The organism is Caballeronia sp. GAWG1-1 (assembly GCF_023631465.1).
Taxonomy (GTDB): domain Bacteria; phylum Pseudomonadota; class Gammaproteobacteria; order Burkholderiales; family Burkholderiaceae; genus Caballeronia.
The window spans coordinates 1-22,049 of the sequence record NZ_JALQDB010000032.1 but is presented as its reverse complement, the minus strand read 5'-3'; the positions used below and the strand labels follow the sequence as shown (position 1 = coordinate 22,049).

The 22,049-nt window shown below is 60.5% G+C and carries 24 protein-coding genes and 1 pseudogene; 15 read left to right on the top strand and 10 right to left on the bottom strand.

Going from position 1 to position 22,049, the window contains the following annotated elements; all coding sequences use genetic code 11:
- Window positions 1-10 precede the first annotated feature (10 nt).
- Window positions 11-184, bottom strand: coding sequence for a Flp family type IVb pilin (locus NCT03_RS21355; RefSeq protein ID WP_244831914.1), 174 nt, complete (start codon window positions 182-184; stop codon window positions 11-13).
- A 482-nt stretch (window positions 185-666) separates the two neighbouring features.
- On the opposite strand from NCT03_RS21355, the gene NCT03_RS21350 reads away from it, so the two are divergent.
- On the top strand, window positions 667-915 hold the full coding sequence (locus NCT03_RS21350; RefSeq protein WP_250493820.1) for a DUF3613 domain-containing protein: 249 nt from the start codon (window positions 667-669) through the stop codon (window positions 913-915).
- Between the two features lie 3 nt (window positions 916-918).
- Here NCT03_RS21350 and NCT03_RS21345 read toward each other — a convergent pair whose 3' ends face one another.
- Window positions 919-1,368, bottom strand: coding sequence for a response regulator (locus NCT03_RS21345; protein ID WP_250494053.1), 450 nt, complete (start codon window positions 1,366-1,368; stop codon window positions 919-921).
- Between the two features lie 293 nt (window positions 1,369-1,661).
- Between NCT03_RS21345 and NCT03_RS21340 the strand changes: the two genes are divergently transcribed.
- Window positions 1,662-2,096, top strand: a complete 435-nt coding sequence (locus NCT03_RS21340) for an NUDIX domain-containing protein (protein WP_250493819.1) — start codon at window positions 1,662-1,664, stop codon at window positions 2,094-2,096.
- A gap of 28 nt (window positions 2,097-2,124) precedes the next feature.
- Here the strand turns inward: NCT03_RS21340 and NCT03_RS21335 are convergent, their stop codons facing one another.
- A complete protein-coding gene (locus NCT03_RS21335) occupies window positions 2,125-3,216 on the bottom strand; it encodes a lipopolysaccharide biosynthesis protein (RefSeq protein ID WP_244831910.1) in 1,092 nt (363 codons plus the stop codon).
- 743 nt (window positions 3,217-3,959) lie between these two features.
- On the opposite strand from NCT03_RS21335, the gene NCT03_RS21330 reads away from it, so the two are divergent.
- From NCT03_RS21330 to NCT03_RS21315, 4 genes are all read left to right on the top strand, one after another.
- The gene (locus NCT03_RS21330) at window positions 3,960-4,244 is read left to right on the top strand and encodes a hypothetical protein (RefSeq protein ID WP_250493818.1); all 285 of its coding nucleotides are present in this window, start codon (window positions 3,960-3,962) and stop codon (window positions 4,242-4,244) included.
- Window positions 4,245-4,271: 27 nt separating this feature from the next.
- Entirely contained in the window at window positions 4,272-6,383 is a 2,112-nt protein-coding gene (locus NCT03_RS21325) for a phosphocholine-specific phospholipase C (protein WP_250493817.1), read from the top strand.
- A gap of 131 nt (window positions 6,384-6,514) precedes the next feature.
- Complete coding sequence (locus NCT03_RS21320) at window positions 6,515-7,285, top strand: AraC family transcriptional regulator (protein ID WP_350030168.1); 771 nt, start codon at window positions 6,515-6,517, stop codon at window positions 7,283-7,285.
- 77 nt (window positions 7,286-7,362) lie between these two features.
- The gene (locus tag NCT03_RS21315) at window positions 7,363-7,764 is read left to right on the top strand and encodes a cupin domain-containing protein (RefSeq protein WP_250493816.1); all 402 of its coding nucleotides are present in this window, start codon (window positions 7,363-7,365) and stop codon (window positions 7,762-7,764) included.
- 12 nt (window positions 7,765-7,776) lie between these two features.
- On the opposite strand, the gene NCT03_RS21310 is transcribed toward NCT03_RS21315, so the two are convergent.
- Entirely contained in the window at window positions 7,777-8,430 is a 654-nt protein-coding gene (locus tag NCT03_RS21310; RefSeq protein ID WP_244831905.1) for a hypothetical protein, read from the bottom strand.
- Between the two features lie 155 nt (window positions 8,431-8,585).
- Window positions 8,586-10,910: a penicillin-binding protein 1A gene (locus NCT03_RS21305; protein ID WP_250493815.1), complete on the bottom strand. Its 2,325-nt coding sequence runs from the start codon at window positions 10,908-10,910 to the stop codon at window positions 8,586-8,588.
- A 101-nt stretch (window positions 10,911-11,011) separates the two neighbouring features.
- Here NCT03_RS21305 and NCT03_RS21300 point away from each other — a divergent pair, with 101 nt between their 5' ends.
- The 3 genes from NCT03_RS21300 to NCT03_RS21290 all read left to right on the top strand — a co-directional run bounded on the left by NCT03_RS21300 (window position 11,012) and on the right by NCT03_RS21290 (window position 13,391).
- Entirely contained in the window at window positions 11,012-11,470 is a 459-nt protein-coding gene (locus NCT03_RS21300; RefSeq protein WP_244831903.1) for a cupin domain-containing protein, read from the top strand.
- Window positions 11,471-11,553: 83 nt separating this feature from the next.
- Window positions 11,554-12,669, top strand: a complete 1,116-nt coding sequence (locus NCT03_RS21295) for a nucleoside hydrolase (protein WP_250493814.1) — start codon at window positions 11,554-11,556, stop codon at window positions 12,667-12,669.
- A 176-nt stretch (window positions 12,670-12,845) separates the two neighbouring features.
- Window positions 12,846-13,391: a DUF2628 domain-containing protein gene (locus NCT03_RS21290; RefSeq protein ID WP_250493813.1), complete on the top strand. Its 546-nt coding sequence runs from the start codon at window positions 12,846-12,848 to the stop codon at window positions 13,389-13,391.
- Window positions 13,392-13,459: 68 nt separating this feature from the next.
- Here NCT03_RS21290 and ppnP read toward each other — a convergent pair whose 3' ends face one another.
- The 5 genes from ppnP to NCT03_RS21265 form a co-directional block, all read right to left on the bottom strand.
- The gene (gene ppnP / locus NCT03_RS21285; RefSeq protein ID WP_250493812.1) at window positions 13,460-13,780 is read right to left on the bottom strand and encodes a pyrimidine/purine nucleoside phosphorylase; all 321 of its coding nucleotides are present in this window, start codon (window positions 13,778-13,780) and stop codon (window positions 13,460-13,462) included.
- 61 nt (window positions 13,781-13,841) lie between these two features.
- The gene (locus NCT03_RS21280; protein WP_250493811.1) at window positions 13,842-14,381 is read right to left on the bottom strand and encodes a cytochrome b; all 540 of its coding nucleotides are present in this window, start codon (window positions 14,379-14,381) and stop codon (window positions 13,842-13,844) included.
- A complete protein-coding gene (locus NCT03_RS21275) occupies window positions 14,378-15,430 on the bottom strand; it encodes a catalase family peroxidase (RefSeq protein WP_250493810.1) in 1,053 nt (350 codons plus the stop codon). Before NCT03_RS21275 ends, NCT03_RS21280 begins: the two co-directional genes overlap by 4 nt.
- 158 nt (window positions 15,431-15,588) lie before the next feature.
- Entirely contained in the window at window positions 15,589-16,368 is a 780-nt protein-coding gene (locus NCT03_RS21270; RefSeq protein WP_250493809.1) for an alpha/beta hydrolase, read from the bottom strand.
- 75 nt (window positions 16,369-16,443) lie between these two features.
- Entirely contained in the window at window positions 16,444-16,791 is a 348-nt protein-coding gene (locus NCT03_RS21265; RefSeq protein WP_244831897.1) for a DUF4148 domain-containing protein, read from the bottom strand.
- A gap of 465 nt (window positions 16,792-17,256) precedes the next feature.
- On the opposite strand from NCT03_RS21265, the gene NCT03_RS21260 reads away from it, so the two are divergent.
- From NCT03_RS21260 to NCT03_RS21235, 6 genes and pseudogenes are all read left to right on the top strand, one after another.
- A complete protein-coding gene (locus NCT03_RS21260) occupies window positions 17,257-17,643 on the top strand; it encodes a response regulator transcription factor (protein ID WP_244831896.1) in 387 nt (128 codons plus the stop codon).
- A gap of 125 nt (window positions 17,644-17,768) precedes the next feature.
- Window positions 17,769-19,598 carry a PAS domain-containing sensor histidine kinase gene (locus NCT03_RS21255; protein WP_250493808.1) on the top strand — a complete coding sequence of 610 codons (1,830 nt, stop codon included), beginning with the start codon at window positions 17,769-17,771 and terminating at the stop codon, window positions 19,596-19,598.
- Window positions 19,582-20,256 carry a response regulator transcription factor gene (locus NCT03_RS21250; RefSeq protein ID WP_350030167.1) on the top strand — a complete coding sequence of 225 codons (675 nt, stop codon included), beginning with the start codon at window positions 19,582-19,584 and terminating at the stop codon, window positions 20,254-20,256. The genes NCT03_RS21255 and NCT03_RS21250 overlap by 17 nt, the downstream gene beginning before the upstream one ends.
- Window positions 20,257-20,419: 163 nt before the next feature.
- Window positions 20,420-20,638, top strand: a complete 219-nt coding sequence (locus tag NCT03_RS21245; RefSeq protein WP_250493807.1) for a hypothetical protein — start codon at window positions 20,420-20,422, stop codon at window positions 20,636-20,638.
- Window positions 20,639-20,722: 84 nt separating this feature from the next.
- Window positions 20,723-21,115 (top strand): DUF3331 domain-containing protein, encoded by a 393-nt coding sequence (locus NCT03_RS21240; RefSeq protein ID WP_250493806.1) that lies wholly within the window; start codon window positions 20,723-20,725, stop codon window positions 21,113-21,115.
- 746 nt (window positions 21,116-21,861) lie between these two features.
- A pseudogene (locus NCT03_RS21235) lies at window positions 21,862-22,049 on the top strand (Crp/Fnr family transcriptional regulator); the annotation flags it as partial.

Below are 22,049 nucleotides of genomic sequence, written 5' to 3'. Positions count from 1 at the left end.
ACGTCCGGACTTAATGGACGGTCGCTAGCTTGGCCGTGATGCTGTTGAAAGTGGTCTCGAGTTGACCGGCAAGGCCGCCGACAGCGGTCATGATGCCAAGCGCAAGTACGCCGGCGATCAGGCCGTATTCAATGGCGGTAATGCCGCGCGTATCCTTGAGATAGCGCTTGAAGAAGTGCGTCATGATGATCCTCGGGTTCTACGTTTTGCTGTCTTCTGCCCGGTGCACGGGATTCTTCGTCTGCATCGGTAGCCGCCTCTCTCAGTTGACGGATCCGAAGTTTGTGTGTGCGCAGACGCTTCGTCTAATGCCCAGGCCTCTCTAAGGCTCTGGTATTACTCTCGCCCGCTATGTCGGACGACTAGAAGTAACGGTTATCGAGTTCGGCATGCTGCTGGCGGAACCGCAACCTGACTTCATATTTTTGATTACGGCCGTCAACTTGAGGACATTAGGTTTTTTGTGGAAATTTTTGGACCGCATGGTTAACGCTTACTTCGTTTTTACCGATTAGCCGTTTTCAAAGACTTGTCTTGTTGTAAATCCTGTCTTTTGGCTTGAATCAGCCGATAAAACATATATCGGCGCGCGTTGATTTGGCACGTGCGTCCGAATTTTCTGTTTAACGCGGATATTCAAAAATGAAACGGCTTATATTCAGCTTGATGGGCGCTGCGCTGGTAACGAACGCGGGCGCTGTCTTTTCGGAAGAGCAAGAAGCGAGAATAGGCGATGCCGCCAGCGCGTGGTTTGCCATGCAGGCGCAGGGAAGCGCGTCGGCACCATATGAACCGATGCTCGGTGTCGAGGCGAGCGCCGCCCGTGCGCGCTACCTCAAAACCTTCGAAAAAGAGATTCCAGATCGGTTCGGATCGACGGTGAAAGACAGCGGCGCGTCGAACGGCGGAGGTTGAGCCTTATGGTTCGCGGCGGGGAGAACCGGGCGGCGTCTCGTTGAGCACGGCCCAGAACATCCCCAGATCGCTGATCGCGCGGAAGAACTCGGCAAGCTCGACCGGCTTCACGACGTAGGCGTTCACGCCGAGTTCATAGCTGCGGATGAGATCGCGTTCTTCGCGCGACGAAGTCAGCATGACGACGGGAATGGTTTTCAGCGACGCGTTCGCGCGGATCAGCTGCAGCAATTCGAGTCCGTCGATTTTCGGCAGCTTCAGATCGAGCAGGATGACGGCGGGATTGCCCGGCACGCGTTCGCGCCACTCGCCATCGCCAAGAAGATAGTCGAGGCCTTCCTGGCCGTCACGCGCCACCACGATGTCGTTGGCGAGATGGGTCTTTGCAAGCGCAAGCAGCGTGAGTTCGAGATCATTCGGGTTGTCCTCGACGAGCAGGATCGGCTTGAACATCATGGTCTCTGCGGTGGCGGCTCGTGAGGGTGCGCGCATTATGGCGCAAGTGGCGTGTGCTTCAAACTGTTGTGCAACGTTCCGTCCGCCGTGTTTGCATAACAAGCGGCAAGACCCGGCAAATACGCCTCATATCAAGTTACTTTCGGTCAATATGACGGCCATAGCGGCGTCACGGATTGCATCGCATGCACGTTCTGCGTTAAAAGAAACGATGCCCGCCGAATCTGGAATCATTCTCAGACGAGCGCGGCCAAAGCAAGCATGCAAATCACGACTGGGAGACGGGGACAATGAGGGTTCGCGCAACTGTGCTGGTGGTTCGCCATGACGCGGTGTTGCTCGTCAGGCAACGCGGTGGCCCGTGGTATCTGCCGGGCGGTGAAGTAAGGCATAACGAGTTGGTGATGGCCGCGGCGATCCGCGAACTGCACGAGGGAACCGGCGCCGAGGCGAGCGCGGCGGCCTTTATGTGGCAGCACGTATCCGCGCAGCATCTGCACCACGTTTTTCGCGTCGCCATTCCAGCGGATGCTCGGCTGTTCACGAATCCGGGGCAGGGCGTCGACGAGGTGCGCTGGGTCAACATCCCCCTGCTGCACACCATGCCGGTTACGCCCGGCACCAAGGCGATCCTTGCACGCGCCGCCGGTATCAACGGCAGCGTGGGCCGTGCACCGCCGTGGGCGAACAAGGGTTTCGGCGCGGGCAGACCGGCCGACTTCTGAAGCCGGCGCGGTCCGCCCGCTCTCTGCATCACCTCGGGTTGCTCTGCACGAAGCTCCGGTAGGCCCAGTACGCGTCCTTCTGCGTCTTGCCGTCCGCTTGCAGCATGCCGTAGTTGCCTTCGCTGTCGTCGTATAGCTCGTACGCCTGGATCGACTGGATGTTGTACTTCGACGCCACGCTTACGAACTGCGCCATCATGTCGTTGCCCGTCAGATACGACGCGATCTGCTGATCCGAGCCATAGTTCGGACGCACGCCAAACTCGTTGATCCAGATCGGTTTGCCCATGTTGTGAAGCACGGCGAGTACATCGTGACAGCCCGTGCCGCCGCATGCGTTCGTGATGTCGCCTTCATTCGAATACCAGTGCCATGCGGTGATGTCCCAGCTAACCGTTGGATGGCCCCATGTGCCGTCAGGCTGCGAGCCGTCCGCAAGCATCTGGTAGAACGAGTAGTGCAGCCACGTTCCGCCAAGCACGATCTGTCCGCCGCTATCCACCGAGCGCACGCCCGCAATCAGGCCGCGAATGACACCGCGTGCAACCTGATACTGGTGGTTGTTGTACTGCTGCCAGAAAACGCCGTCGACGTTGCCATTCAGCGTATTGGCTTCGAGTTCGTTGGAGATCTCGTAGTACGGGTAGTGATACGCGTTGGCCGTTTGCTGGCCGAGCGTGAACGCGGCGTTGTAGGCGTCGTCTTCGCTGTTGAAGTCGATACCCATCATCATCACGGGATACACCGTCACGCCGCCGTCGGCCATCGTCTTTGCAATGCCGGCGAGCTTCGTCGCGGATGCCTGGTTGTACACCTCGTTGCGATAAATCTTCGCGCCCAAATCCTGCAATTGCGACAACTGTTGCTGGGGGCTGGATGCGTCGTAGGCGCCGCCGCCGTTGTTGTGGCCATTCATGCCGTAAAAAATAGAGCCATTGTTCGCGGCTTTCGACGTGGCTTTGAGCTCGGACGCGCTCTTGCCCGTGGCGGCATCCACCGCGCTGTCGCTGCTGCCGCCGCATGCCGCGAGCAACAGGCTCGTCGCGACGGCTGCAGCGATAACCGTGGCCTTAGGCGTGGCGAAGTAAGGAAAAACCGGAAGCGATGTAAGTTTCTTCATAAGATTTCGGCGTACTAATGAAAGTATGGGCGTCCATGCGCGAAAAGGCGCTTGCCGATGCTGCATGCGGCAGGATGGATGCCTCGACGACCGCCAACCACATGTCCCATTACTACGGGATGCGAACGGTCGTTAGCAGAACGAACGATTCGTTTCTGCAGTTGAAAAGGGGCTGACCTGCGCCAGACGGATAAACGTTGGCGGGCAACCGCGGCGGCAATACGTATGTGCTGATGCGGCTCATGCCTGCCGCTGCCCGACGGATGACAGCCTGTGAAGCGCATGTCTTCAAAGGCTCGTCGAAGGTCGTGCAAGACGGTCGAGGAGATACGCGCGAAGTCCGCCAGTCATGGCAGCCCGCCCGTGTACCGCACTGCAAACAGCAATGTTGCTGTTGAAGATTTACCGATTTTCCCGCTGCTTCGGCAAGGCTTGCCGAAACTCCTGCAGCGGTCGAAAGAGTACTGCCTCCGGAACTCGATGTAAACCGATGTCACATTTTTTACGCATTATTCCGTCACCGACCAGCCATTTTTGCTTGGTCATATCATCAGTGGGAACACGTTGAATCCGGTAATTAATAAATCGGAAAACTAATCAATTTACCAATTGGCCGAGATGTATCGACCTCGTTACATTTGAGAATTGAATGATGCGGGAAAGAATCGTCATATTGCTTACATAAGCGACCGATAAGCTTCCCGGCGCTGTGAGACCTTCACGCGCTTTGCGGGAGCCAGATCATGTCGACTTCATCACGTCGCTACTTCAGCGTGGCGCGCTTCGCTATTTGCGCCTGCGCAATCGTTGGCCTGAGTGGCTGCGGCGATTCGAACTCGACCGACATCAAGCCGCCGGCATCCGTCTCAGCAGCCAGCAGCGAAGCGCCCACGACAAACGCAACGAGCGATCTCGAGGACTGGGCGAAACAAGCCACGTCCGGTGCTCCGGTGCAAGCCGAGCAAAGAGGTATTGCGCGGGCTTCATCGGAAGCGCTCGCAACCCCGGTGATCCATACGGTCGACTAGCATCCCTTCTACTTCCCCACTACTCAAATGACGAAGAACCGACGTGAATTTCTGCGCACGGCGATGGAGGCCGCAGGCGCAGCGGCAGCGCTCAACGTAATGCCGCTCGGCATTCGCCAGGCGCTTGCCATTCCAGCGAATCAGCGACATGGTTCGATCGAGGATATCGAGCATATCGTCGTGTTGATGCAGGAGAACCGCTCGTTCGATCATTACTTCGGAACCTTGCGCGGCGTGCGCGGATTCGGCGATAAAGCCGCCGTCACGCTGCCGAACGGCAAGCCGGTTTATCACCAGCCTATCGCGGCGGGTGCGGGCGAAGTGCTGCCGTTTCATCCGGGCGCATCGAATCTCGGCTTGCAGTTTCTGCAGGACTTGCCGCATGACTGGGTAAGCGGACAGGGCGCGTTCCATAACGGTCTTTACGATCAGTGGGTGCCGTACAAGGGCACGACGACGATGGCGCATCTGCGTCGCGACGACATTCCGTTCCACTATCAACTCGCCGACGCCTTCACGATCTGCGACGCGTATCACTGCTCGACGAATACATCCACCGATCCGAATCGCTATTACATGTGGACCGGTTATGTGGGCAACGACGGCACGGGCGGCGGCCCGGTGGTCGATAACGCAGAAGCGGGCTACGGCTGGTCCACGTTTCCCGAAGTGTTGGAACGTGCGGGCATCTCGTGGAAGGTCTATCAGGATCAGGGCACGGGACTGGATTCGAAAGGTTCGTGGGGCTGGACCGACGACGCCTATATCGGCAACTACGGCGACAACTCGCTTCTCTACTTCACGCAATATCAGAACGCGCAGCCCGGCAATCCGCTCTATGAAAAGGCGCGGCGCGGCACGAATGCCGCCGCGGGCGACGACTATTTCTCCATTCTGAAAAACGACGTGCAGAGCGGCTCGCTGCCGCAAGTCTCGTGGATCGTCGCGCCCGAAGCCTTCTCCGAGCATCCGAACTGGCCCGCAAACTATGGTGCGTGGTACATCGATCAAGTGCTGCAAGTGCTGACGGCGAATCCGGAGGTGTGGAGCAAGACGGCGCTGCTCATCAACTACGATGAGAACGATGGTTTCTTCGACCATATCGTCCCGCCGTTCCCGCCTTCATCGAACGCGAACGGTCTTTCCACTGTCGATACGAGTCTCGAGATTTTCCCCGGCAGCGCGAAGTATGCGAGCGGCCCGTATGGCCTCGGCGCACGCGTGCCGATGCTCGTCGTCTCGCCGTGGTCCAGAGGCGGCTGGGTGTGTTCGGAGACGTTCGATCACACGTCGGTGATCCGCTTCATTCAGAAGCGCTTCGGCCGCGCGCATGGACTGGCCGAGCCGAATATCTCGCCGTGGCGTCGCGCGATTTGCGGCGATCTGACCTCCGCGTTCGACTTCCGCAATCCCAACAGCAAGCTGCCGACGCTGCCTGCCACGACCTCTTACGTTCCGCCCGACAAGGCGCGTCATCCGGATTACGTGCCGCTGCCGCCCGTCGATCAGCAATTGCCCGTGCAAGAGCCCGGCGTGCGTCCGTCGCGTGCATTGCCTTACGAATTGTTCGTGCGCTCGAAGCCGGATGCATCGAAGGGCGCGGTGTCGTTCGACTTCATCAACACGGGCGATGCAGGCGCGGTCTTTTTGCTGTATCGCAATGCCAGTACTGCTGTTCCGCACACTTACACGGTCGAAGCGCACAAGCGCCTGTCGGATCGTATCGATGCAAACGCGGATGGCAGCTTCGACTTCGTCGTGCATGGGCCGAACGGTTTCTTGCGCCGTGTCGCGGGCAAGGCGAAGGCGCAACATGGCGGCTGGTGGTCGCACGATGACGCCGCGCCGGAAGTCGCGGAAGGCTACGACGTCGCTAACGGCAATCTGCAATTGAGGCTGGAAAACAAGGGCTCGGGCGCGTGCACCTTCAGTATCGTGAATGCCTACGATGCCGCGAAGACCATCACCAAGCGTGTGCGAGGCGGCGACACCGCGCAGCTGTATCTCGATTTGCGCAGCGCGCACGGCTGGTACGACATCGAAGTCAAGGTGGACACGGACAGCGCCTTTCTGCGCCGTTTTGCGGGCCACGTCGAAACGGGCAAGGACAGCCTGAGCGATCCGGCACTGGGCGGCTAGTCGCGCCGACGCGCCGCGCGAACAGTCTCGCGCGGCGTTTTTCACGTTCGGGCATATCATTGCGTATCGTCTCTGCGATACCGCAACCATGAACCGACGCACCGCTCCACAGAATTCCGACTGGGTCCGCCATGCCGAATCATCGGCGGGCATCGAACTGGATCGAAGCCTTTTTCGGCGGCAAGGCATACGGCTGGCATCGGCACGACACCTATGCCATCGGCCGCACCATGACGGGCGTGCAGAGCTTCAATTACCGGCGCGAATTGCGTCACAGCTTGCCCGGCCAGACGATGGTGCTTCATCCCGACGAAGCACATGACGGCCACGCCGGCACCGGCGATGGCTTTCGGTATCGCATGCTCTATGTCGAACCCGCGATGATCCAGGCCGCGCTCGGCGGTCGCGCGTTGCCGTTCATCGCCGGTGGAACGACGATGGATGCGCGCGTCAGCGCCGCCACCGAAGCGCTGCTCGCACAGACGCTGCGCGAACCGCTCGCACAAAACGATGCGCTCGCCGAACTCGCATTCGCGCTGGCGCAAGCAGCGGGCGTGACCACCTCGCGCGACACGGGCGACTACGCAAGCGCCGTGCTGGCGAAGGACTTTCTGCACGCCCATTGCGATCGTATCGTCACGATGGAGGAACTCGAACGCGCGACGGGACGCGACCGCTACAGCTTGTCGCGCGACTTCAGGCTCTTTTTCGGCACGAGCCCTTACCGCTATCTGACGATGCGCCGTCTCGATGTCGCGCGCCGTCTCGTGCTCACGGGCGCATCGTTGGCGGATGTCGCCGCGAGCGCCGGTTTCGCCGATCAAAGCCATATGACGCGGCAATTCACACGCACCTTCGGCATGCCGCCCGCGCGTTGGCGGGCCTGTGTTAGTACGCGTTAGAGCTTGCACGATCGTTCAAGACCCTTTAGGTGTGACAGCGGTAGCCTTGAACGAATTCATCGTCAGGGAGCCGCATCATGCAAACACACGCAGGGACAGCCGAAGCGACACGTGGCCAGCGCGCCGCCATCGATCCATTAAAAAAAGCGCGTTTGATCGACGGCTTCTGGCAGCAACGCGTTATCGCTGAAATGAACGACTATCAGTTCAAGGTCGCGCGTCTGGAAGGCGAGTTCCTGTGGCACGCGCACGCCGATACCGACGAGACGTTCATCGTGCTGGAAGGCGAATTGCGCATCGACTTTCGCGATGGCGAGATGGTGCTGAGAGCAGGGGAGATGGGAATCGTGCCGAAGGGCGTCGAGCACAAACCCCATGCCGCGCGCGAAGTGAAGATCATGCTGATCGAGCCGCGCGGCGTCGTCAACACCGGCGACTCGCGAAACGAGCGCACGGTGCCGAACGACTTGTGGATCTGAAGCGAAAGCCGCTTAGAAGCGATACGTCACGCCGACCTTGACGATCGGATAAAAGCGCAACTTGTCGGCCTTGTCCTGCAAGTCCTGCTTTTCCTGATCGACGAAAGCCTGACCAGTGATCGCGACGACTTCGGCGGGCACGTCGTAATCGACATGCGGACGGCCAAAAGCCACGCCTGCATCGAAGAACGCGGAGAAGCCTTTCTGCGCCACCGGCGTGTGACCGAAACCGATGCCGACATACGGGCGCACCGTCGGGAATCGCGCCTTCGCGTGGATCTGCTCGCCGGCCACGTTGTAGGTCGTGCCGTGATACGTGTAGGTGTCGGTCGGGCTCGTCGCGACGGCGTCCACGTTGTCGCCGCCTATCAGCGCGCCAGCGGTCAGGCGGAAGGCCACCGTGTTCGGTGCGGGAAAGAAGTCGAGATAAAGACCGCCGTGATAGATGTGCGCGGTGCCGTCGTAATGCAGCCCGCCCGCATTGAAGTTGTGCGAGAAGGCGATGCCGTTGAATTCGGCCCGCACGTTATCACGAGTGCCAAGCGGTTCCGAATAGCCGATACCCACGCCTTCGGTGCCGACTTGTCCATAGATTTCGCGTGCGTGCGCGAGAGGGGCGGAAAGCGCGGCGATACCCGCCGCAAGCGCGACCAACGTTTTCATCATTGCAAGATTTCCTTGAGGATAAGACCCGAGCGCGTCTGTGCGATATGGCAAGAATTGCCGCCGGAGAGGCGGACGCCATGATTCACGCGGTCATGTCAGGAGACATCCGAGTTAACGGAGCGGTACAAGGAAACTTTAGAAAACGTTTGCTAACCTTATTCCTGACGTGTCGGCGAGGCCGGTTCCGCAGGCGCGGGAAGTATCGGCGGCAATGTGTCGAAGACGGGCGGCTGCGCTTTTTCCTCCGTGACTTCAGCAGCGGGCGCGGTACGCGTGGCGGGTGAACGACGCGCGCGCGGTGCGTGCTGAGGCGTCTGCGCGGGTTTCGGCGCTTTCGAAAACGTCTCGGCAAACCACGTCTTCACACGCGTCGCCATGATGTCCCACATGCCCGGCACTTCCTGCGTATCGAAGCGTGCACGGGCATCGATCAGATGCGAACGCATCGCCCGTTGCGTGAAGTCGCCGATCATCGGCAATGCGCTGTGTGCGCCTTGTCCCCAGTAATCGCTACGCAAGGTCACGCGGCTGTCGTTGAAGCCGACCCAAGCGCCCGCCACGAGTTGCGGTTGCATCAGGATGAACCAGCCGTCCGCGTTGTCTTGCGTCGTGCCGGTCTTTCCCGCGACGTCGCCGCGAATGCCGAAGCGCGTGCGGATCAGCGTGCCCGTGCCGCGATTGATGACATCGCGCATGACGTCGACGAGCTTGCGCGTGGCATCGACCGACAGCGCGCGTTCCGGCTTGCTTTCGAATTGCGCGAGCACCTCGCCATCCTTGTTCTCGATGCGCGTCACGAGCAGCGGCTCCATGTAGTTGCCGTCGTTGGCGATGGTGCCGTAAGCCGCCACCATCTCCTTGAGCGTCACCGGACTCGTGCCGAGCGCAAGCGAAGGCACCACGTCGAGATGACTTTCGCGCACGCCCATGTCGCGCGCGAGTCGCGCCACGCGCGCCGGACCCACTTGCTGCATCAGTTGCGCGGTGATGCGGTTCTTCGAATACGCGATGCCGTCGCGCAGACTTACTGGCCGGCCGCTTGGCGGCGAATCGTCGGTGGGACGCCAGGTTTCCTCGCCCTTGATGGGAATCTCCACCGCCTGATCGATGATGGTATCCGTGGGCTTCGAGCCGCGCGCGAAAGCCGCGCCGTACACGAACGGCTTGAATGTCGAGCCCGGCTGACGGCGCGCCTGTTGCACATGATCGAACGGGTCTTGCGTGAAGTCGCGGCTGCCGACCCACGCCTTGATCTGCCCGTTGCGCGGATCTAGCGCTAAAAAGCCGGCCTGCACGCGCGTCTTGTTCTCGCATAACGCCTGCATGAACGTGCGATTCGCGCTAAGGCTCTTGATGACGTCGGCGTCGTTCGCGCCGCCATCGCGCGCCACGCGATACTCGCTCGTCTCGCGGATGAACGCATGTGCAAGGTCCGCGTTCGCATTCGCGCAGCCACCGCGCCCGCCCCAAGCCGCATTGGCGATGGACTGCAACTGATTGCCTTGCCACGTAAGCGATTGCGTGGCCATCGTCTGCAAACGCGAGTCGAGCGTCGTGCGCACGACGAGACCATCGGAATAGATATTGAAGTCGTTGTCGTCGGCCCACGCAATAAGCCACTTGCGTAACTGTTGCGCGAAATGCGGCGCGCGTCCCGGCTCCTCGGTCTGACGTTCGAAGTCGATGCGCAACGGCTTCTTCTGCAACGCTTCGAGCTTCGCAGGCGCGAGATGGCCGAAGCGCACCATCTGACCGAGCACGATATTGCGTCTGTCGAGCGCGCGTTCAGGGTTGATCACAGGGTTGTAGTAGCTGTTGCCCTTCAGCATGCCGATAAGCGTCGCGCTTTCGAGCACGTCGAGTTCGCTCGCGGATTTATCGAAGTAAGTGCGTGCGGCCATCTCGATGCCATACGCGTTATACAAGAACGGCACCGTGTTCAGATACGTTTCGAGAATCTCTTCCTTCGAATAGACCGCTTCGATCTTGAACGCGGTGATGGCCTCCTTCACTTTGCGCGTGAGCGTCTGCGAGCGGCCGATGTCATCGGGATAAAGATTGCGCGCGAGCTGCTGCGTAAGCGTGGAACCGCCTTGTTTCTGGCCTTTGAACGTATGCAGCGCGGCCGATGCCGTGCGTCGCCAGTCAATACCATGATGCTCATGAAATCGCCTGTCTTCAGTTGCGATGAGCGCGTCGATCACTTGCGGCGAGACGTCCTTGAGGCTCACCCATTCGCGATGCGTTGGCTTGAATTCGGCGAGCAGCTTGCCATCGGCGGAATAGATTTGCGCGGGTTGATCCACCTTCGCGCGGCGCAGGTCGCGAATGCCGGGCGTGAAGGGAATCAGCACCAGCACATAGAGCACGAAAAGCGCGGGCAATAGCAGCAGCGTGCGCACATGCGCATGCGGGCGAAGCTTGACGGCAAGGCGAACGAGGAATGCGCGCGCCAGGGCTTTGAATTCAGAAGCGGTCACGAAGATACGGCGGGCTTGCGAAGAAAACGTGCATCGTAGCGTATTCTTTCTACACCCTTGCACAAGCGCTTTTTCCGCGACTTTCCAGAACGAGCCGCATCATGCCGAAAATCGATCTTGCCAATGTGCCCGAGCACCAAGGCTCCGGCTATCCACCGCCTTACGATCAACCATGCGCCGCGCGCATCCGTCGGCGTCTTGGCGATGCTGGCGGCTTGACGGACTTCGGCGTGAATCTGATGCACTTGCCGCCGGGAAGCTGGTCGAGTCAGCGTCACTGGCATTCGCACGAGGACGAGTTCGTATATGTGCTGCAGGGCGAACTCGTGCTGATCGAAGACGAAGGCGAAACCATGTTGCGTGCGGGCGATTGCGCCGCGTTCGCCAAGGGCACGGGCAACGGGCATCACATGATCAACCGGTCGCGGGAAATGGCCGTGTATCTCGAAGTCGGCTCGCGCGCGTGGCCCGATCTCACCACGTGTTCCGACATCGACATGATGAGTGCCAACGCCGATGGCCGGTTCGTGCGCAAGGACGGCTCGCCGATCGAAGCGTAGTCGTATCTGCTCAAACGGTCGTAGAATGAATCACCGTCCGCGATGACGTGATCACTCGAATATAACGATCCGGAGACAGCATCATGCGACGTTGCACTGCAGCAGGCTTGACCCTTTCCCTTTGCGTCGTCGCGGTGCTTGCCGCTTGCGGCGGCTCATCCGACGACCACAACGCATACACGAACGCGCCGAAGATCGTGATCGACTCCGACTTCAACACCATGGGCGACGACGGCCAGCTCTTCGCCATGACCACGCAGTTGATGGGACAGGGCAAGGTGAATCTGCTCGGCCTGTGCGTGGTGACGGGGAACGACTGGTTGCTGCAAGAAGAAGCCGATGCGTTGAAGGCCGTCGAACGCATGGGCGTGCAGAACAAGGTCGGCGTGTATGGCGGCGCGGATTATCCGCTGCAATACGATGTGACGAGCATCCGCGCGCAGCAGGCCGCGAATCCGAACGGATACTTCGGCGCGTGGTCGCGTCCCGAGCCGACTTCGCAAGCCCAGCTCACCGCGCCGCCGGACGGCTTCGCAACCTCGACCAAGCTACAGACGCAAGCCGCCGCCGACTTTCTCATCGACACGATCAAACGTTATCCGCATGAAGTGACGATTCTCGAAGTCGGGCCGCCGACCAATCTCGCGACGGCGGTGCAGAAGGCGCCGGAGATCGTGCCGCTCATCAAGCAGATCGTCTACATGGGCGGCGCGATGAACGTGCCGGGCAACGCCAATGCAGTCGGCGAGCTCAACTGGTGGTTCGATCCGCTCGCGGTGCGCATGCTCTTGCAGACGTCGATTCCGCAAACTGTCATTCCGCTCGATGTGACCAACACCGTGCCGTTGACCGAGAGCATCTACAACCAGATCGTCAACCCGCCGACCGGGCAGACGGCCGTGACGAAGGCGTATGCAACCGTGAATGCGGGTGCGTTCGCATCGAGCACGGATCTCTACGACACGCTGACCATCGCTTACTTCAGCGATCCAACTTACGCGACGCAGACGCAGAGCGCATACCTGGATATCGACACGACGCCCGGCGAGGATCAGGGTCATGTGCGGGTGTATCCGGACACGCCTGCTGCGGGGGCATCGCCGCAAAAGATCACGTATGTCACGAAGTTCGATAATGATCGATTCTTCAAGCTGTACGTGGACTTGCTGACGAGGCCGGTGCCAGTGGTGTTTCAGTGAGCGGTCTGGCTTCGAAGCTCGCCTGAACACGGCGACAAGCAAGCGCAAATTTTTGTAAGGCTCGCGCGTCCTGACTTTTCAAGTGCGGGTCGCGCGTGTATTGTCTGCTGCCCGAATTAAACGCGTTCTAAACGTCGTTCGCATTCGGTAATTCGAGTCCGCTTCCATGCGGACAGATGCAACAGCAACTAAAGCAAGACATGGAATTCGATAACAACGAAGGCATCAAGGGAACGGTTACGACTGCGGCAGCGGCTGGCTTGGATAAGGATATGGCCGCTTTTGTCGGAAAGAACGTGGAGTATTACGCGGGCAAGTGGTCAGCCAAGGACAAAAATGGAAACATTAAGCCGACGTGGAATGTCGCGGCGTTCTTTGGCGGTCCCGTATGGTTTGCGTATCGCAAGATGTACTGGCAGGCGGTCGCGGTCTTCGTTGGCGGCACGTTTCTGAACCTGCTGCTCGGCTTGATCAGCGATTCACTTGGCGAGGTGTCGAGTTACGCATTGATGTTCGCGTGGGCTTTTTCAGGCAACTTGATTTATCGCGCGCATGTCGAGAAAGCAGTCGAACGGATCAAGGCTGAGGTGTTGCTGCCGGGCGAGCGCGCAGAGCAACTGAAGCTGCGCGGCGGAACGAGCGCGATGGCCGGCTGGATAGCGTCGGCAGTCTCTCTCACGATTCTCATCTTCAGCGTCTGGTCGATGATCGGTGCTGTCTGACCGCAGGCGCCGAGAAAAACGGCCAATCACGCCGGATCAGCCGCTTCGCCCCTAGCCTCTAAACCAGGTCAAAGATAACTGCAAACATAATCCAGCGTCTCGACCACTTCTATATCGAAGCGGCTCTTCCCCGGCACCGAGAAAGACTCGCCGGCGCCGTAGGTCTTCCAATCATCGCTACCTTGAAGACGGATACGGCATTGGCCCGCCTGCACTTCCATCAGTTCCGGCGCATCGGTGCCGAAGTCGAGCGTGCCGGGCAGAATCACGCCAAGCGTCTTCTTCGAGCCGTCGGCGAAAAGCACCGTATGCGAGACGCACTTGCCATCGAAATAAACGTTCGCGCGCTTGATGACGGAAACCTGATCGAATTGCGATGCTGCGCTCATGGCGATGAATCCTCGAATGATGGTGGCCCGCCATCATACAGAAGCGCCGCCTGTGTACGCGTCAGCGATCGCTCCACGGCGCCATTGCCTGAAACACGCCGTCGCGCCGGACGAGCGCATGAAACAGCGCCGCCGCGAGATGCACGACGATCAGCGCGAAGAAGCAAAGCGCCAGGTACTTGTGCGCGTCCCAAAGCAGCGAATGCAGCGAGTTGCTATGCGGAAGAATGGAGGGCAATCGCACGCCGAACACCACGACCGGATAATCCGCCGCCGACAACATGCCATAGCCGATGAGCGGCAAGCCGATCATCAGCGCATAAAACGCGAGATGCGAGAGGTGGGCGGCGAGCTTCATCGGCTCCGGCATATTGGCGGGCAACGGCGGCGCGCCGCGCACGAGCCGCACGACCAGCCGGATCAGTGCGAGCATGAGAATCGTCACGCCGAGCGGCTTGTGGATCGACACCAGCGTGAGATAGTCGGGCCGCACGGTGGACACCATGCCGACGCCGATGAACAGCATTGCCAGAATGCAAATCGCCATGAGCCAGTGCAGCGCGCGTTGTAGGGGCGAGAAGCGTGTGTGGATCGTGCTCATTGATTCGCTCCTTGCGCCGGTTGATGCGGATAGTCCTTGTCCTCGGCGGTTCTCCGGTTGAACGACACCGAATAGGCAGCCGAACGCGCGGCAGGGAACGGATCGTCGGAAACGTGCATGCCGGGCGGAAGCACCACCGGATCGAAATTCAGATCGCGGCACGGGCCATCCGGCTCGGCCTCGATCGCGGTGACGACCAGCGTGCCCGCTTCGACCTTCTGGCGATCGTCCGGCCACGCCTTGCTCGGGTCCGCCGTGGGGTCGCCGGGATTGGCCACCGTCACGACCATGGTCCAGCGTTGCGGCCCGCTCTGCACGCGCTGCGTGATGTCGGCATCGAGAAAGTTCGCGCCTTTCTGCTTCAGCTGATCGCCCGTCAAGGTCTCGGGCTTGGCCACCGGCACGAACGACCAGCGCACGACGCGGTCTTGCCCGGAGGCGTCCGTGAAGACGAAGCTATTGAGGCTGTTGTACTGATCGTCCGCGAAGGAGCCGGTGAACGGCGCGCTCGACGCCCATTTGCCGAATGCGCCGATCTCCGGATGCGCGGCGGCGAACTGCTTCATCGCGTCGGGATCGTCCTTGCGGGCGGATGCGCGCTGCAGTTCATAGAACGCTTCCGGCGTGGCGACGGGGAAGAAGGGCGCGTCGATCATCGCGGAGCGCCACTCGCTGTGGTCCGGCATGACGATTCGCAAGCTCAGTCCGCGCACGCGCGCCGATGAATCGGCGGTCTTCGGGTCGGGCGTCGCAAGGTTGAATCGGCCGGTCACGGGGTAATTGCCAGGCGCGAAAAGCTGCGCCTTGGATAGCGAAGCCGCGCCGCCATTCGACTCGAAGTCGCCCGTGAAGCAGACGCCCTTCGCATGGTTGCGTCTGAAGCCGAGCGCGGGTCCGCCCGGTGGCGCGAGGCTGTTGACGATCTTCGCAGGCGTGAGTCGCGTAGGCGACAGCCAGCCGGCGGTGTACGCGAACGCGGCGACCACGACGGCCACGACGATAGCGATAAGAATGAGCGGGCGTATTGGGGATGCGGGTTGTTCAGCCATCGGATTCTCTCGATCGGTGGTTTGGCTGGCCCCTAATTTAACAGCAGAAGAAAAACCGCGCCTGAATCCTGCACAGTCGCGGCTCGAGCGCCATGCAAAAGACATCGGCACCTTTGAAGTGTCGATGTCTCGTCTATCCAAGGTCGCGTTATTGCAGGTTATTGCGCGTGCTTCGCGGCGTCCTCGATCACTGCGGCCACCTTAACCGGCTGCGATTCGTACACCGAGTGGCTCACGCCCGGAATCACGGTCATGTGGCTATGCGCTCGCTCGTAGTACCAGCGCTCCAGATCCGGATTGATGATCTTGTCCGCGCCCGCGACGATGCCCCAACTCGGCTTCGTGGTCCACGCAGCGGACGTGAGCGGCTCCGAGAAGACTTTCGCTGCGGTCAGCATTTGCGAATGCGCTTCGAAGGTCGCTTCCTTTGAAGAAAGATCGGCGGCAAAGTCCTTGGGGAACGCGGAAGGATTCAGGAACGTATAACCGTCGCTCGTCTTCTCGATCGCGCCGGCCTGCTTCGAGGTGAAGCTCGGCTTGCCCTTGCCGAGCGTGCTTTCGTCCTCGCCGACATTGGGCGCATGCGCGGCCACGTACACGAGTCCGACCACATCCGGATGCTCGCCTGCCTCGGTGATCACCGAACCGCCATAACTGTGTCCGACGAGGATCGTCGGTCCGTGCTGCAAGTCGAGCACGCGCTTGGTGGCGGCGACGTCGTCATCGAGCGAAGTCAGCGGCTCCTGCACGATGCTGACATGGTAGCCGTCCTTCTTGAGAATGTCGTAGACCGGCTGCCAGCCGGAACCGTCGACCCAGGCGCCGTGCACGAGCACGATGTTCTTCACGGGCTTTTCGCCTTGCGCCATGACGGGCGCCGAGGTGAGAAAAGCGGCGGATACCGCGAACATCGCGGCAGAGAGCAACAGGTTTTTCATGTGGAACTCCGAGTGGCATTCAGTACGCGTGTGCGGTCCGGCATGCCGCAGTGACCGGCGCCAGACCGCTTGGCTTTAGCTGCCGAAATACGGCACGCAGTAGTCCGCGGGGCCGACGCAGTTTCTGGAAGCGGCGGACACCTTCGAGCCGCTGGCGGACGCACCGGTCAATGCCACGCCGCCTACATCGCTCGTGCCGTGCGTGGCCGCGTAGCTCGCCGCGACCTTGGCTTCGGCTGCCTGAATGTCTGCGGGGTAGGTTGCGTCGTCGTTCACTGCGGGCTTGTACCCGGCCTTCTCCAGGCGCACGAGATCGGCGCGCACTTCGGCGCGCGTCACCGGCTGATTCGACTGCGCATACGACATGGCGGGAGCGGCAACGGCGCTGACTGCGAAAGCGAGACTGACGAGAAACTTGTTCATTGTGATACTCCTTTAAAGGCTCGGCGTTTCCGTGTGGAGCCGAATGACGTAATGGACAGATGGCATTACTTAGGAAACCGATTCACTGGCTTCGCATACGATGAGGTCGTCTGCTTGAGCGGTGGAGCTTTCGTTGCTGCGACCTTGGAGTAACTTTATGTCCGGATGCGCGGTGAGCCTATCCCTACGTGCGTTCGCTCATGCGGCCGTTAGAGATGACGCGCCTAAACGTTTGCATGAGTAGTCGGCACGGCGTCGTTGCCTGCGCCGAATGGTTAGGCCGTGCGTATGAAGCGGTATGAGACGCAAGGTTAGACGGCTCATACGAAGGTATTAGACCGGCTTCGTCTCATACATAAATATGATTCTCACGTCCGATGCTTTTACTTAACATGGCATCACGGTCGACGGCCCGCCGCCTGGTTTATCGCCGCCACCGCACACTAGGCTCGAGGACTTTGTTGCGTGTTCAATAACCCAGTCGTTTCGATCATCGACGATGACGAATCCGTCCGCATCGCGACCTCAAGCTTGGTTCGCTCGCTTGGCTGGGAGGTTCGGCTCTACGACTCCGGCGAAGCGTTCCTGAATTCGGGTTCGATCGCGGATGTCGCGTGTATCATTTCGGATGTCCAGATGCCAGGCATCTCGGGCGTGGAGATGTACCGCAGACTCGTCGATCGCGGCGTCGCGCCACCTATCATCTTCATCTCCGCGTTCGCTTCGGACGCCATGCGCAAACAGGCGCTGGACGTCGGCGCGCTGTGCGTGCTCGGCAAGCCTGTCGACGGTGCACAGGTAATGCACTGTCTCGACGACATCCGGGCCAGCGGCGCTGGCGCTCATCCTTGAAGTGGCCCGCTTTCCGGGCTCAGGCTCTCTCGTCCTATGAAAGATCCGCGCAATGTGAATCTGGGCAGTCCGTTACTCGGGCCATCGAGCATGAATGAGCGGCCGCTTTCCGCAATGAGGCCGCGATGAAGCTCGATCAGGCAGCCGAGCAGTCTTTCCTCGGCAATCCCACCACCCTCAAGGCGATGGCCACGGTAGTCGGCCTCGCGGTGTTTCTCATCGACGCATTCACGCCGCTCGATATCGCCATTGCCGTGCTTTATGTCGTAGTGGTGCTGCTCGTGGCTTCGGTCGCATCGCGGCCTGTCACGATTGCAGTCGCGTGGGCCTGCGTCGCGGCGACGGTGCTCGGCTTCATGCTCTCGCACAACGCGCAGGACCCTGGCAGTTCCATCGCGCGTTGCGGTGTGAGTCTCATCGCCATTCTGACCGTGTCGTTTCTCGCGCTGCGCAATCAGACGAGCACCGCCACCTTGCGCAAGCAGGTCGAACTGCTCAATCTCACGCACGACGCGGTGGTCGTGTACGACATGGACGACCGCATCACGTTCTGGAATCAGGGCGCGGAACGGCTGTACGGATGGACTTCCGAGCAGGCTATCGGCCAGCCCATTCACGGACTCACGCAGACGGATGCGGCCATGCCCGTCGACGACATTCGCCGCGAAACGCTTACGCGTGGGAACTGGCAAGGCGAACTCAAGCGCGTGAAGAAGAGCGGCGAGACGGTGGTCGTGTCGAGCCGCTGGACGCTTTCGCGCGACAAATGGGGCAAGCCGCTCGCCATTCTCGCGACGAACAACGACATCACCGACGCCAAGCGCATGGAAGGCGAGCTATTGCGCCAGAAGAACGAACTGCGCGCGACCATCGACGCCATTCCCGGCATGGTGTGGAGTTCATCGAACGATGGCCGCCTCATTTATCTCAACCGCCGCTGGAACGAGTACGGCGTGAAGCTCGCGGACGACGGCCACGACATCTGGCAGGAGATCGTGCATGCGGAAGACTTCGCCGCGTTGCAGGCCGCGTGGCGCGAGGCGCTCGCCACCAGCAGCGGCTTCGAAGTGACGGCGCGCATCCGGCGCGGCGACGGCGTGTTTCGCTGGATGCACATCGGTGCCGCGCCGCTGCGCGATTCCGAAGGCAATCTCGTGCGCTGGTATGGCGTGAACACCGACATCGAGGAACGCAAGCGCGCGGAACAGGCGCTCGACCGCTCGCGCTCGGAACTCGCGCATGTCACGCGCGTGACGACGCTCGGTGAGATGGCCGCGTCGATTGCGCACGAAGTCACGCAGCCGCTCGCCGCCATCGTAACCGCGGGCGACGCCGCGTTGCGCTGGCTCAACCGTCAGCCGCCGAATGTGCACGAGGCGGTGCAGTCGATCAGTCAGATGACGAGCGACGCCAAGCGCGCGACGGACATCATTCGCCAGATTCGTTCCATGGCGCAAAAGCGCGATCCGCAACCCGCGCTGGTCGATCTGAATATGATCGTGAGAGAATCGGTCGAACTCGTGCGGCGCGAATTGCAAAGTCAGCGCGTGGAGCTTTCCGCTGCGTTTGCCGAGCCCGCGCCAGTGGTTTGCGGCGACCGCGTGCAGCTTCAGCAAGTCGTCATCAATCTGCTGATGAACGGCGTGCAGGCCATGTCCGGCGTGAGCGGACGCAAGCGCGTCATGCGCGTCGCCACCCGGCTCGCGGACGAGCGTCACGCGCAGCTTTCGGTCGAAGATTCGGGCATTGGCATCAGCGAGAAAGATGCGGGCTCGCTCTTCAACCCGTTCTTCACCACCAAGAAAGATGGCATGGGCATGGGGCTGTCGATCTGCCGATCCATCGTCGAGGCACACGGCGGCCGCATCTGGGCCGAATCGCAGGAAGGTCAGGGCGCGTCGATGCAGTTCGTCTTGCCGCTCGAAGAGGAGACATGCAGTGAGCCACGAAACTGAGGAAGGCGCGAGCCAGTCGATCGCCTACGTGGTCGACGACGACGACTCCATGCGCACCGCGCTCACCATGCTGCTGCGCTCGGTCGGCCTGCAGGTGCAGGCGTTCGGGTCCGCGCAGGAGTTCATGGCCTTCGACATGCCGGACGTTCCAAGCTGCCTCATTCTCGACGTGCGCCTCAAAGGGCAAAGCGGGCTTGCCGTGCAGGAGCAGATTGCGGCGGGCGACCTTTCCGTGCCGATCATCTTCATCACGGCGCACGGCGATATCGCCATGTCGGTGAAGGCGATGAAAGGCGGCGCCATCGACTTTCTCGCCAAGCCGTTCCGCGACCAGGACATGCTCGACGCCGTGGCGAACGCGCTCGCGAAAGACGAAGTGCGGCGCAACGAAGACCGCTCCGTGGCGGACTTGCGCCGCTGCTACGCTCGCCTTACGCCGCGTGAACGCGAGGTGATGGCATTCGTCGCGAGTGGTCTGATGAACAAGCAGATCGCCGCCGAGATGAACCTGAGCGAGATCACGGTGAAGATTCATCGCGGTGCGGCGATGAAGAAGATGGAGTCGCGCTCGCTCGCCGACTTCGTGCTCAAGGCCGAAGCGCTCGGCGTGAAGCCATCCGCGTCCGCGACCACGCCGTCGCGCGTGCAGCGCACCTGAGCATCAACCACACTAAACCTTGATATAGGTTGTCCAAACCTTTCAGCGACGCCGGCAACCCAAGGTACGGCTAGTCGCAGCGGGTCCGTTTGATTAACTTTGATGCATGGGTTCCGGTCTTCCGACCGAGCCGGCAAGCCTCAAGGAAACGAACGGATTCGCCATGATTCTCTTCCAGGAAACTTCAGGCAGCGGCGATGCGCGTCACCGCATCGCGAAGCGCGCACGTCATTCGGTGCGGTGCATCGAACAGGCGCGAGAACTGCTCTTCTTATCGCAGCACATCATCGATATCGCGCTTTCGTGCGGTATTCGTTTTCAGCCTCGTCACACCTCGGCATTCAAGCGAACGGTCAGCGCCACGTCATCAGCGGGCGCGTGAAGACGCGCGCTCTGGGCTGACGTTTCATACGCCATTTGCAAATTCTCAATCGAGCAGGTTCATCCATTTTTGAGGAGTCAGACCATGCAGGCAAGCGCGAAGATCATGGACCCGTGGGCACGGACCATTTTCATGCTGGGCGTGAAGACAGAAGACGCGAGTTTGAGCGGCATTTTGAAGAAGCCGCCCGAGCGTCTGACCAAAAGCGATCTGCTGGAGAAGCGCGGGTTGTCGATCAGCCTGATCGAACGTCCTTCGTCGACGACGGCGATCATCGCGTGGCGCGATTCCACGCACTGCTGTTATGGCGATCAGATGTGGCGCGTCTCGCATGCACGCACCACCGGCGTCTGCGCAATGAGCGGCCAGCCGGTATTGATCGGCGACGCGGTGTATCGGCCGAGTCGGCGCACCGCGCCACGCAACGCCCACGCGATGATTCTGGCATCGGTTCTCGAAGGCGAACTGGTGGAGTGAGCAACATGGACGCGCGATGCCGATTGGACCTTCGCGCTTCGACAAAACCTTGCTCTCCTCAAAAGTGGTTCAGTCTTGAACACTTTTTGCCGATATCGCGGAAGAGCCGCGGCGCTCTTGTGCGCGATGCAACACTTTCAGCAATTTCGCTTGCGGGCCGCCTGGCATCGTTCACAACCCGCCAGGCAAACGGTCGAAGTCGCGCCGAACGCGCCTCACCGGGCTACTGGCCGCATTCTTGCTCGTACTCCGCGACTCGCGCCTTCGCGGAATGAACAGGTTTGCAACATTTTTGGCCGTTCCCGCTGACGCGTGCTCCCAGGCACGTTTGCATAGCGCGCAATCTGCGTTTGATAAGGTGAAACGCGCCGGAAAGCTAAGCCCGGCAAGGCATCCCACAGACAAAAGCCGTTTCGGCCGGTAGTGCCCCGCCATTTGCGCCCCTTCAGCAAATGTTCAGAATTGAATCAAAAATGCATCGCGCGCTTGGCCGCCGGCCGCGCATCTTCCGTGCATCGCCGTCTATGCCTTATCGGACATAGATCGGACACTTCCTGGCACGTCTCTCGCTTATGTACGACAAAGCACGAACATCACTGTAGCCGGTGACGGCACGAAGCGGCGATGCAAGGCTCACGGGGCTGGCCCCACATGTTTCGATGTACGCCACCAGATGCGCTCACGAAACCTGCGAGCGGACCAGATAAAAGTACGGCGCGAAAGCGCTCTTATAAAGCGAATAAAAAATGTTGACCCTTCAATCCGATCTGCATGGCAACCATCTGCTGGCCGCACTTCCGACTCAGGAATGGCAGGCTCTCGCTCCCCATCTGGAACTCGTCCAGTTGCGCACGGAGCAGTTGCTTTGCGATTCCGGACAACGCATTCACCACGTGTACTTCCCGACCACGGCTATCGTCTCGCTTCTGCATAC

What these genes read in the sequence shown, in the direction of transcription:
- NCT03_RS21355 (WP_244831914.1), bottom strand. Translation starts at nt 184, where the DNA reads ATGACGCACTTCTTCAAGCGCTATCTCAAGGATACGCGCGGCATTACC.
- NCT03_RS21350 (WP_250493820.1), top strand. Translation starts at nt 667, where the DNA reads ATGGGCGCTGCGCTGGTAACGAACGCGGGCGCTGTCTTTTCGGAAGAG.
- NCT03_RS21345 (WP_250494053.1), bottom strand. Translation starts at nt 1,368, where the DNA reads ATGTTCAAGCCGATCCTGCTCGTCGAGGACAACCCGAATGATCTCGAA.
- NCT03_RS21340 (WP_250493819.1), top strand. Translation starts at nt 1,662, where the DNA reads ATGAGGGTTCGCGCAACTGTGCTGGTGGTTCGCCATGACGCGGTGTTG.
- NCT03_RS21335 (WP_244831910.1), bottom strand. Translation starts at nt 3,216, where the DNA reads ATGAAGAAACTTACATCGCTTCCGGTTTTTCCTTACTTCGCCACGCCT.
- NCT03_RS21330 (WP_250493818.1), top strand. Translation starts at nt 3,960, where the DNA reads ATGTCGACTTCATCACGTCGCTACTTCAGCGTGGCGCGCTTCGCTATT.
- NCT03_RS21325 (WP_250493817.1), top strand. Translation starts at nt 4,272, where the DNA reads ATGACGAAGAACCGACGTGAATTTCTGCGCACGGCGATGGAGGCCGCA.
- NCT03_RS21320 (WP_350030168.1), top strand. Translation starts at nt 6,515, where the DNA reads ATGCCGAATCATCGGCGGGCATCGAACTGGATCGAAGCCTTTTTCGGC.
- NCT03_RS21315 (WP_250493816.1), top strand. Translation starts at nt 7,363, where the DNA reads ATGCAAACACACGCAGGGACAGCCGAAGCGACACGTGGCCAGCGCGCC.
- NCT03_RS21310 (WP_244831905.1), bottom strand. Translation starts at nt 8,430, where the DNA reads ATGATGAAAACGTTGGTCGCGCTTGCGGCGGGTATCGCCGCGCTTTCC.
- NCT03_RS21300 (WP_244831903.1), top strand. Translation starts at nt 11,012, where the DNA reads ATGCCGAAAATCGATCTTGCCAATGTGCCCGAGCACCAAGGCTCCGGC.
- NCT03_RS21295 (WP_250493814.1), top strand. Translation starts at nt 11,554, where the DNA reads ATGCGACGTTGCACTGCAGCAGGCTTGACCCTTTCCCTTTGCGTCGTC.
- NCT03_RS21290 (WP_250493813.1), top strand. Translation starts at nt 12,846, where the DNA reads ATGCAACAGCAACTAAAGCAAGACATGGAATTCGATAACAACGAAGGC.
- ppnP (WP_250493812.1), bottom strand. Translation starts at nt 13,780, where the DNA reads ATGAGCGCAGCATCGCAATTCGATCAGGTTTCCGTCATCAAGCGCGCG.
- NCT03_RS21280 (WP_250493811.1), bottom strand. Translation starts at nt 14,381, where the DNA reads ATGAGCACGATCCACACACGCTTCTCGCCCCTACAACGCGCGCTGCAC.
- NCT03_RS21275 (WP_250493810.1), bottom strand. Translation starts at nt 15,430, where the DNA reads ATGGCTGAACAACCCGCATCCCCAATACGCCCGCTCATTCTTATCGCT.
- NCT03_RS21270 (WP_250493809.1), bottom strand. Translation starts at nt 16,368, where the DNA reads ATGAAAAACCTGTTGCTCTCTGCCGCGATGTTCGCGGTATCCGCCGCT.
- NCT03_RS21265 (WP_244831897.1), bottom strand. Translation starts at nt 16,791, where the DNA reads ATGAACAAGTTTCTCGTCAGTCTCGCTTTCGCAGTCAGCGCCGTTGCC.
- NCT03_RS21255 (WP_250493808.1), top strand. Translation starts at nt 17,769, where the DNA reads ATGAAGCTCGATCAGGCAGCCGAGCAGTCTTTCCTCGGCAATCCCACC.
- NCT03_RS21245 (WP_250493807.1), top strand. Translation starts at nt 20,420, where the DNA reads ATGATTCTCTTCCAGGAAACTTCAGGCAGCGGCGATGCGCGTCACCGC.
- NCT03_RS21240 (WP_250493806.1), top strand. Translation starts at nt 20,723, where the DNA reads ATGCAGGCAAGCGCGAAGATCATGGACCCGTGGGCACGGACCATTTTC.